The sequence below is a fragment of the Pseudochrobactrum sp. AO18b genome (genome assembly GCF_000409565.1).
Classification (GTDB): Bacteria; Pseudomonadota; Alphaproteobacteria; order Rhizobiales; family Rhizobiaceae; genus Pseudochrobactrum; species Pseudochrobactrum saccharolyticum.
Genome location: NZ_ANNO01000101.1, coordinates 1 through 1,364, shown reverse-complemented (window position 1 = coordinate 1,364; position 1,364 = coordinate 1). Strand labels below are relative to the sequence as shown.

1 protein-coding gene is annotated in these 1,364 nt (G+C 54.1%); it reads right to left on the bottom strand.

What is annotated here, in order from left to right; genetic code table 11:
* Nucleotides 1–10: 10 nt before the first annotated feature.
* A complete protein-coding gene (locus A918_RS0104400; protein ID WP_156831380.1) occupies nucleotides 11–1,357 on the bottom strand; it encodes an MFS transporter in 1,347 nt (448 codons plus the stop codon).
* Nucleotides 1,358–1,364 lie beyond the last annotated feature (7 nt).

The following is a 1,364-nucleotide window of genomic DNA, read 5'->3' as shown; positions in this document are numbered from 1 at the left end:
TCTTTTTTTATTATTCGGATTTTGCCGGATAAGGGGTTCTGATCGCCAGATATAGTCCGGCGACAAAGAACAGTACCAGCACTGCAATGCCAAGGCGCGGTGAGCCACTGGCCGCTGTCATGCTCGCCACCAGAAACGGTGCCAGAAAACTGGTTGCGCGTCCGGCCAGTGCATAAATACCGAAATATCGCCCTGCCTCATGCGGCTCGACACTGCGGGCAAACCACGAGCGGGAAGATGCCTGCACCGGCCCGAAAGCGATGCCGATCAACATACCGAAGGCCAGATAGGCTTTTTCCCCACCGGAGGAAAACAGCCCCGTATTACTATCCGGCGGAAAATGCACCAGACCATAAAGCGTATAATCCGGCCCTGTGGAAACAATGCCCAATGTGGCAATCAGCAACAGCACCAGCGATATCACCACCACCCATTTGGAGCCGAACCAGCTATCGACATAGCTGGCAAACCAGCAGCCGAAAATCGCCACGACATTGAGGATGATACCGAACAGACCAATCTCGGTGATTGACCAACCAAACATCGCCGCAGCAAAACCGCCGCCCAGCGCCAGCAATGCATTCACACCGTCCTGATAGATCATCCGCGCGATCAGAAAGCGGAACAGAGCCGCCTTTTTGCGCACTTCATGCAGCGTTTCTTTCAGCTCTGCCAGACCTTCGCCAATGGCGGCTTTCAGCCCCATGCCCTTTTCCTGATCCGGCGTGAAGATAAACATTGGCAGAATGAAAATCAGATACCACAGCGCTGCAACCGGCCCTGTGATACGGGCATCCTCACCTTTCAGTGCATCCAGCTGCCAGAGTGGTTCAATGCCGATCAGCGTTTTTCCGGTTTCCGGCGAGGCTGCCAGACAGGTGACAACAAAGATCAGCACGATCATTCCGGCGAGATAACCCAGCCCCCATGCAAAATTCGACACCCGCCCGATATGCGAGGCTGGAATCAGCCTCGGCATCATGGAATCGTTGAAAACGATAGAAAATTCTGCGGCAACGGAAGCGCAGATGAAGGCCAGCAATACCCAGACATAGCTTGATCCCGGTTCCGCGAACCACAGCAAAGTCAGGCTGATGATTTTGATGACTGCAAAGAAACCGATCCACGGTTTTCTTGCACCGGTTTTATCCGCAATAGAACCCAGTGCCGGAGACAGGATTGCGATGACGATACCGGCAAAAGCCACGCCATAGCCCCATGCCGCCTGCCCTGCCACCGGATCAGCCGACATACGCGAAATAAAATAAGGGCCGAAAATGAAAGTGGTTACGACGGTAAAAAACGGCTGAGCCGCCCAGTCGAAAAACATCCAGCCCCAGATGCCTTTGCTCCACACGCTGTCA